The sequence below is a fragment of the Flexivirga sp. genome (assembly GCF_051955415.1).
GTDB lineage: Bacteria > Actinomycetota > Actinomycetes > Actinomycetales > Dermatophilaceae > Flexivirga.
The window spans coordinates 1-7,360 of sequence record NZ_JBQCGS010000022.1; the positions used below are offsets into that span (position 1 = coordinate 1).

The following is a 7,360-nucleotide window of genomic DNA, read 5'->3' on the forward strand; positions in this document are numbered from 1 at the left end:
TCACGCCGGCCGGCTCCTTCACACCCGGTGCCGGCAAAACGTATGTTCATCAACCCGAAGGCGACACCGACGTTACGAGCCAGACACCAGGTGCTCAGGATCCAACCACCGCGAGAGCGGCAACATCACCCTGACACTGACCGGTGACGTTACGCGCGCGGTGCGGGAAGCGTCACCAGTTCGCGATCGACCGGGTGAGGATGCCGGCGATGTCGTCCTCGGTCGGCTCCTTCGGGCAGGTGCTCAACAGCCGCTGCTGCTGCAGCACGCCCGGCACGAGGTCCGGCACGTCGGACTCGGTGAAGCCGACCGCTCCGATGCCGTTCGGGATCCCGATGTCGCGCATCAACCGGACCAGCACCGTCGGCAGCTGCTCCCGCGGGTCGGCCTGCTCGGGCACGTCCGGCCCCAGTAGGCGGGCAACACGCAGATGCCGCTCCGGCGCCGCGTCGAAGGAGAAACGGAAGGCCTCCGGCGCGGTCAGCGAGACGGCCATGCCGTGCGGCACCATCGGCTCGTCGCCCGGATAACCGGCCGGCCGGAAGTCCTTGACCTGGCCGGCGATCGGGTAGGCGTTCGCGTGCGGGATGTGTACGCCCGCGCTGCCGAAACCCATCCCCGCGAACGTCGCTGCCTGCATCATGTCGATCCGTGCCTGCTGGTCGTCGGCGCCGTGGGAGACCGCGCGCCGGAAGGCGCCGGCCAGCAGCGTCAGCGCACGCTCGCACCACACATCGGACACCGGGTTGGACCCGCAGTAGGTCACCCGCTCCTCCGGCCGCTTCTTGCCGTATGACGAGAAAGGCTTCGCCGTGAACGATTCGGCGGCATGGCAGACGATGTCCATCCCGGCCGAGGCGGTCACCTCCGGCGGCAGCGTCATGGTCAGCGCCGGATCGACCACCGCCATCGTCGGACGCAGCCGCCAGTGACTGATGCCGGTCTTGACCTTCATCGACAGCACGTCGAGCACGCACATGGCGGTGCTCTCCGAGCCCGTGCCCGCCGTCGTCGGCACCGCGATCAGCGGCTTCAGCGCGCCCGGTGGCACCTGGGCCCGGCCCACCGGAGCGTTCAGGTAGTCGCCGAGTTCACCCGGGAAGGTCGTCAGCAGGTTGACCGCCTTGGCGGTGTCGATGGATGAACCACCGCCCACGGCGACGAAGCCGTCCCAGGGGCCCTGGGCCGCGGCATACTCGATCGCCTGGTGCATCGAGTCGTCGGTCGGCTCGACGTGGACGCCGTCGAAGATCTCGGCGACGACGTCGTAGCGGCGCAGGGCATCGACGATGCGGTCGGCAACACCGCTGGCGGCAACACCCGGGTCGGTGACGACCAACACTCGCGACACGCCGTACTGCCGCAGGTCGTAGCCGATCTCGTCGCTCGCCCCCACACCGAACTTCAACGGCGGCGCACCCCAGGTGAAGATGGTCTCCGCAGCGTCGCTAGGCATCGATGCGCTCGCGGTCGAGTTCGCGTGCGGAGTCGACGATGAAGTCCTTGCGCGGGGCGACGTCGCTGCCCATCAGCAACTCGAAGACCCGCTCGGAGTTCTCGGCGTCCTTGAGGGTGACCCGGCGCAGGGTGCGGTGGCGTGGATCCATCGTCGTCTCCGCCAGTTGCGAGGCATCCATCTCGCCGAGGCCCTTGTAGCGCTGGGGCTGCTTGACGTTGCGCCCCTTCTTGGCGAACTGCGCCATCACCTGCCGCATCTGCTGCTCGGAGTAGGTGTAGACGACCTCGCCCTTGGCTCGGCCCTGTGCGGTGGTCTCGATCCGGTGCAGCGGCGGGACGGCCGCGAAGACGCGGCCCGCCTCGACCAGCGGACGCATGTAGCGGAAGAACAGCGTCAGCAACAGGGTGCGGATGTGCGCCCCGTCGACGTCGGCGTCGGTCATCAGGATGACCTTGCCGTAGCGCGCCATGTCCAGGTCGAAGGTGCGCCCCGAGCCTGCGCCGACCACTTGGATGATCGCGGCGCACTCGGCGTTCTTGAGCATGTCCCCGACCGACGCCTTCTGGACGTTGAGGATCTTGCCGCGGATCGGCAACAGCGCCTGGAACTCCGAGTTGCGGGCCGCCATACCGGTGCCGAGCGCGCTGTCACCCTCGACGATGAACAGCTCGGTGCGGTCGTTGTCGCCGGACCGGCAGTCCTTCAGCTTCCCCGGCAGCGACGAGGACTCCAGCGCACTCTTGCGACGCAGTGTCTCCTTCTGGACGCGGGCGTGGATGCGCGCCTTCATCTCGGCGACGACCTTCTCCTGCAGCTGGCTCGACTGCGTCTTGAGGTCGCGCTTGCTCGAGGTCAGCAGCGCGGTCAGCTCCCGCTCGACGATCTTGCTGACGATCTGCCGGACCGCCGAGGTGCCGAGGACCTCCTTGGTCTGCCCCTCGAACTGCGGCTCGGCGAGCCGCACCGTGATCACCGCGGTCATGCCCGCGAGGATGTCGTCCTTGTCGACCTTGTCGTTGCCGACCTTGAGGCGGCGGGCGTTGGTCTCCAGCTGCTTGCGGAAGACCTTCAGCAGTGCCTGCTCGAAGCCGGCGACGTGCGTGCCGCCCTTGGGGGTGTCGATGACGTTGACGAAGGAACGCATCCGCTGGTCGTAACCGGTGCCCCAGCGCAGCGCGATGTCCACGCCGCAGCTGCGCTCGACCTCCGTGGGCGTCATGTGGCCCTGCGCGTCCAGCACCGGCACGGTCTCGGTGAAGGTCGACTCGCCCTGCAGTCGCCAGATGTCGGTCACCGCCGGGTCGGGGGCCAGGAACTCGGTGAACTCGGAGATGCCTCCTTCGTGGCGGAACACCTCCTCGACCGGCCCGTCCTCGCCCGGCGTGCCGGGCAGGCCGCGCTCGTCGCGCACGACCAGCTCCAGGCCAGGCACCAGGAAGGACGTCTGCCGCGCGCGGCCGATCAGTCGCTCGACATCGAACTCCGCGTCCCGCAGGAAGATCTGCGGGTCGGCCCAGTAGCGGATCCGAGTGCCGGTGACACCGCGCTTGACCTTGCCGACCACCCGCAGCTCGCTGCCGGCGGTGAACGGCTCGAACGGAGAGTCGGGGCTCGGACCCGACTTCGGGTCCTTGAACACACCCGGCTCCCCGCGCCGGAAGCTCATCGCGTAGGTCTTGCCGCCGCGGTCCACCTCGACGTCCAGCCGGGCCGAGACGGCGTTGACCACCGACGCGCCGACGCCGTGCAGGCCGCCGGAAGCGGCATACGACCCGCCGCCGAACTTGCCACCGGCGTGCAGCTTGGTGAACACCACCTCGACACCGGACAGCCCGGTACGCGGCTCGATGTCGACCGGGATGCCCGCACCACGGTCAGCGACGCCGACCGAGCCGTCGGCATACAGGGTGACCAGCACGTGGTCGCCGCGGTCGGCGAGTGCCTCGTCGACCGCGTTGTCGCTGATCTCCCCCACGCAGTGCATCAGGCCGCGGCCGTCGGTCGAACCGATGTACATGCCGGGCCGTTTGCGGACCGCCTCCAGACCCTCGAGCACCTGCAGGTGCCGTGCGGTGTATTCGCTCGTGGACGTGGTGGACGGACTTGCGGTCACGACTGGCGCTCTCCTGGCTGGTATGCCGCCCGATCGCCCGGGCGGTCTTGCTCGCAGGCAGATTAACCCCCGGCACCGACGAACCCACGAAGGCGCACTGCGGACACCACGCACCCACCGCCCCGCCGGCGCCGGGGCATGCGCTGCCGCCACCGGATCCGCGCAGGTCACAAGATTGTGAAGGACGCCACACGCCGTGGATAAGTTTCGCCGGGAATCCCTTCGCATGATTGACTGTTGACTACTTCGACGACGGAAACCCCCGGGTGACCGGGAGGACCCGCAACGAGAGGATGATTACCGTGACTACAGCAGTTGCTCCCACCCTGACCGCATCCGATCGCTGCGACCGCTGCGGCGCCCAAGCTTTCATCCGTGCCCGCCTCAGCTCCGACCAGGATCTGCTCTTCTGCGCCCACCCCGGCCGGGAGCACCTGGACAAGCTGCGCGAGATCGCTGACGAAGTGATCGATGAGACCGACCGGCTGCACAGCGAGTCCACGATCGAAGTGTGATGATCGACGTGTGATCTTCACCCCTACTCCTGCGAGAACGGCGCACCCTGTGGTGCGCCGTTCTCGTATGCCGTCCCGGGTGTATGACGCCCGGCCGGTCGCATAGGTTCGTCCCGTGGACGCGGTGACCCTCGTGGCCGGGGCGATGATCACGCTGGGCATCCTGGGGCTGGTCGTCCCCGTGCTTCCCGGCCTGCTGCTGTGCCTCGCGGGCGTCCTGCTGTGGGCCTGGGAGGTCGACACGGGCACGTCCTGGACGGTCTTCGGCTGTGGTGTCGTCGTGGCCGCCATCGGCTGGGTGGTGCAGTTCCTGGTCCCGAACCGGCGGTTGAAGGCGGCCGGCGTGCCCGGGGTCGCGAAGTTCGCGGGCCTTGTCGGCGCGGTGATCGGCTTCTTCGTCATCCCCTACGTGGGGCTGTTCGTCGGCTTCCCGGCCGGGGTGTTCGCCGCCGAGCAGCTACGGCTGCGGGATGCCGCACGGGCCCGGGCGGCGACCAAGGCTGCGGTACGCGCGGTGTTGACCAGCATCGGCATCGAACTGGCCGCCGCCGTGCTGGTGTCGTGGATCTGGGTGGCCGGGGTCCTGCTCAGCTGAGACCGCGACCGTGCTGTGCACGGGTCAGCGGCCGGTCAGCAGCGGTCACCAGCCGCCTTGACCGCGGCGGCGTTCCCAGCGCTCCTCGAGTCGCTGCATGAACGTGCCGGCGCTGCGCGACGGCGGGTTAGGACGAGCACTGACCGAGCCGTCCTCCTGGACGGTGCCGAACTCGCGCGCATGACCGGGCTTGAAGGCATAGGCGCCGGCCGCGACCATGACCGCGAAGCCGATGACACCGAGCCAGATCTGGGCGATCGTCATACCGACGATGACCAGTGCCAGCCCCACGACCACACCGCAGACGCCGATCGCGACGCGGCGCCGGAAGCGGCGACGACCCGGATGGGCGACCATGTGCGACGCAAACTTGGGGTCCTCCACCTTGAGCGCCTGCTCCATTTGGTCGAGTAGGCGCTGCTCGTGCTCCGATAGCGGCACGTTGACCTCCCAATGTTCTTCGGTCGCCACCACGCGGTGACCGAGCCCGCCGGCTGATCCCCGACTGATCTCCACCTCAAGGATAGTTCGCCGCGCTACCTAGCGGTAGTTGCCCCATGGGCCGGCGATCGAAAACGATCGACGAAACCGCAGGAGCCACGACGGAACCCGTCCGCACGGTCGGATCAACACGCTGGATCGGTTGTCTTCGCGCCAGCCTAGACAAAGCGGCCCGGAAACGGTGCCGGAGTCCGCAACAATTACCGAGTTGTCACCCGGCGGGCGGACCACCGGCCGGTCAGCCGGCACCGGTCGGAGCGACGCAGGCGGTGAACGACTCGCACATCGGCAGCCCCAGGTGCGCCAGGACCAGCTCCAGGAAGGTCTCGACCTGCCGCACAAGGTCGTCGGCCTCGCGGGTGGAGATCACCAGGACGCCGCGTTCCAGCTGCGAGCGCCGCCGGGCGGAGCCCTCGAAGAACTGCGCCCACTCGGCCAGCTCGGGCGCCACCGTCGGCAGCACCGTCCAGACGTTGCGCGGCCGGGATCCCGGGGTCCGCCGCGCATCGGCCGCCAGCACCGCGGCGGCCGCTCGCAGGGCCGACAGGTGTGCCAGCCGGTAGCGCTCGTCGGCCGTGTCGGCATGACAGGCCTGCAACAGGCCGACCCGGGTGCGGTCGACCAGGTCGAGCACCGTCCCGGCGACCGGCGTGGGTGGAAGGGGGTGGGCTGGCGGGCGCATGCGGCCTCCTCGCGGATCGCTGTCATCGAACTTTTGTTCGATGCAGTGACGCTAGTCGCGGGCACCGACAGGGCCCCTGGGCCGCGCCCCCGGTTCAGACCAGGCTGTTCTGCCGCAGGTTGGCGAAGACCTCCAGCGTCGCGGTCGACTTGTTCATCGTCATGAAGTGCAGGCCCGGAGCACCCTCCCGCAGCAACCGCTCCGAGTGCTCGGTGCAGATCGCGATGCCCTCGCGGCGCACGGCGGCCACGTCGTCACCGGCGGCACCGATGCGCGAAACGACGTCGGCGGCCAGCGGCTGCCCGTTGAGCTCGGTCAGCCGCTGCAGCTGGCCGACGGCGGTCACCGGCAGCAGCCCGGGGATGATCGGCAGCTCGCAACCGCGGCCGGCCACCAGGTCGCGCAGCCGCAAGTAGGCGTCCACGTCGGTGACCATCTGGGTGATGGCGAACGCGGCGCCGGCGTCCGCCTTGCGCACCAGGGTGTCGGCCTCCTCCGCCAACGAGGCCGACTCCGGGTGCTTGTCCGGGAAGGCCGCGACGCCGACGGTGAAGTCGCCCAGCGAGCGCACCAGCGACACCAGCTTGTCGGCATGGTCCAGGCCCTCGGGGTGGGCGATCCACGGCGCGGCAGGCCCACCCGGCGGGTCACCGCGCAGCGCCAGGACGTTGGCGATGCCGACGGCGGCATACTCCCCCACCACACGACGCAACTCGGCGACCGAGGACCCGACGCAGGTCAGGTGCGCCATCGTGCGCAGCGTCGTCTCCTGCTCGATCCGGCCGGTGATGCGCACGGTGCGGTCGCGGGTCGAGCCGCCCGCGCCATACGTCACCGAGACGAACGTCGGGTGCAACTGCTCCAAGCGGCGCACGGAGTTCCAGAGCACCGCCTCGGCGCGCTCGCTGCGCGGCGGCATGAACTCGAAGCTGAAGCTCGGGCCGTCCTGTGCCAGCAACTCGGGGATCGGACGCCCGGACTTGTCGTGGCGCATGGTCATGCCGCTCAGCCTACGGACTGGTACGCCGACTACGCTCGACTCGATCACCATTCGGAAGGACAATCTCTTGCCCACCGCCGACCTTGACGACCTACGGGCACGCGTCCAGCGCGCGCTCGATGCGGAGCGCCGGACCCAGGCCGGGATCCTCGCCCCACTGGGGCCGGACATGGCCGACCTGCTGGAGGCCGTGTTCGCGCTGCTCAGCGGCGGCAAGCGGCTGCGCGCCGGCTTCTTCTACTGGGGTTACCGCGCCGTGGGCGGCGGCGACAGCGACGCACTGGTGCGCGCGGCGATGTCCCTGGAGGTCTTCCAGGCCGCCGCGCTGCTCCACGACGACGTGATGGACGACTCCGACGTGCGCCGCGGCATGCCCGCGGCGCCACGGCGGCGGGCCGAGGTCCACCGCCGGCGCGGGCTGGGCGGCGATCCCACCCCGGTCGGCGAGGCGGGCGCCCTCCTGGCCGGTGGCCGGGGCCGGAAATGGCCCGACGA

8 protein-coding genes are annotated in these 7,360 nt (G+C 69.6%); 3 read left to right on the top strand and 5 right to left on the bottom strand.

Annotation, left to right across the window (positions count from 1 at the left end; genetic code table 11):
- Window positions 1-172: 172 nt before the first annotated feature.
- Together ACTHL4_RS04005 and ACTHL4_RS04010 are read right to left on the bottom strand one after the other, a co-directional pair.
- Window positions 173-1,456, bottom strand: coding sequence for a hydroxyacid-oxoacid transhydrogenase (locus ACTHL4_RS04005; protein WP_440281448.1), 1,284 nt, complete (start codon window positions 1,454-1,456; stop codon window positions 173-175).
- A complete protein-coding gene (locus ACTHL4_RS04010; RefSeq protein ID WP_440281449.1) occupies window positions 1,449-3,572 on the bottom strand; it encodes a DNA gyrase/topoisomerase IV subunit B in 2,124 nt (707 codons plus the stop codon). Before ACTHL4_RS04010 ends, ACTHL4_RS04005 begins: the two co-directional genes overlap by 8 nt.
- 302 nt (window positions 3,573-3,874) lie before the next feature.
- On the opposite strand from ACTHL4_RS04010, the gene ACTHL4_RS04015 reads away from it, so the two are divergent.
- Together ACTHL4_RS04015 and ACTHL4_RS04020 are read left to right on the top strand one after the other, a co-directional pair.
- Window positions 3,875-4,087, top strand: a complete 213-nt coding sequence (locus tag ACTHL4_RS04015) for a DUF7455 domain-containing protein (protein ID WP_440281450.1) — start codon at window positions 3,875-3,877, stop codon at window positions 4,085-4,087.
- A 115-nt stretch (window positions 4,088-4,202) separates the two neighbouring features.
- The gene (locus tag ACTHL4_RS04020) at window positions 4,203-4,682 is read left to right on the top strand and encodes a DUF456 domain-containing protein (RefSeq protein WP_440281451.1); all 480 of its coding nucleotides are present in this window, start codon (window positions 4,203-4,205) and stop codon (window positions 4,680-4,682) included.
- Window positions 4,683-4,727: 45 nt separating this feature from the next.
- On the opposite strand, the gene ACTHL4_RS04025 is transcribed toward ACTHL4_RS04020, so the two are convergent.
- The 3 genes from ACTHL4_RS04025 to ACTHL4_RS04035 form a co-directional block, all read right to left on the bottom strand.
- Window positions 4,728-5,123 (bottom strand): DUF3040 domain-containing protein, encoded by a 396-nt coding sequence (locus ACTHL4_RS04025; protein ID WP_440281452.1) that lies wholly within the window; start codon window positions 5,121-5,123, stop codon window positions 4,728-4,730.
- 298 nt (window positions 5,124-5,421) lie between these two features.
- Window positions 5,422-5,865, bottom strand: coding sequence for an SAV_6107 family HEPN domain-containing protein (locus ACTHL4_RS04030; RefSeq protein ID WP_440281453.1), 444 nt, complete (start codon window positions 5,863-5,865; stop codon window positions 5,422-5,424).
- Between the two features lie 94 nt (window positions 5,866-5,959).
- Entirely contained in the window at window positions 5,960-6,865 is a 906-nt protein-coding gene (locus ACTHL4_RS04035; RefSeq protein ID WP_440281454.1) for a methylenetetrahydrofolate reductase, read from the bottom strand.
- Between the two features lie 67 nt (window positions 6,866-6,932).
- Between ACTHL4_RS04035 and ACTHL4_RS04040 the strand changes: the two genes are divergently transcribed.
- Window positions 6,933-7,360 (top strand): polyprenyl synthetase family protein (locus ACTHL4_RS04040; protein ID WP_440281455.1); only part of this gene is annotated, 428 nt, incomplete at its 3' end.

Excerpts from the sequence above, each read along its gene's own strand:
- ACTHL4_RS04030 (WP_440281453.1), bottom strand. The coding sequence starts at position 5,865 with ATGCGCCCGCCAGCCCACCCCCTTCCACCCACGCCGGTCGCCGGGACG.
- ACTHL4_RS04035 (WP_440281454.1), bottom strand. The coding sequence starts at position 6,865 with ATGACCATGCGCCACGACAAGTCCGGGCGTCCGATCCCCGAGTTGCTG.
- ACTHL4_RS04005 (WP_440281448.1), bottom strand. The coding sequence starts at position 1,456 with ATGCCTAGCGACGCTGCGGAGACCATCTTCACCTGGGGTGCGCCGCCG.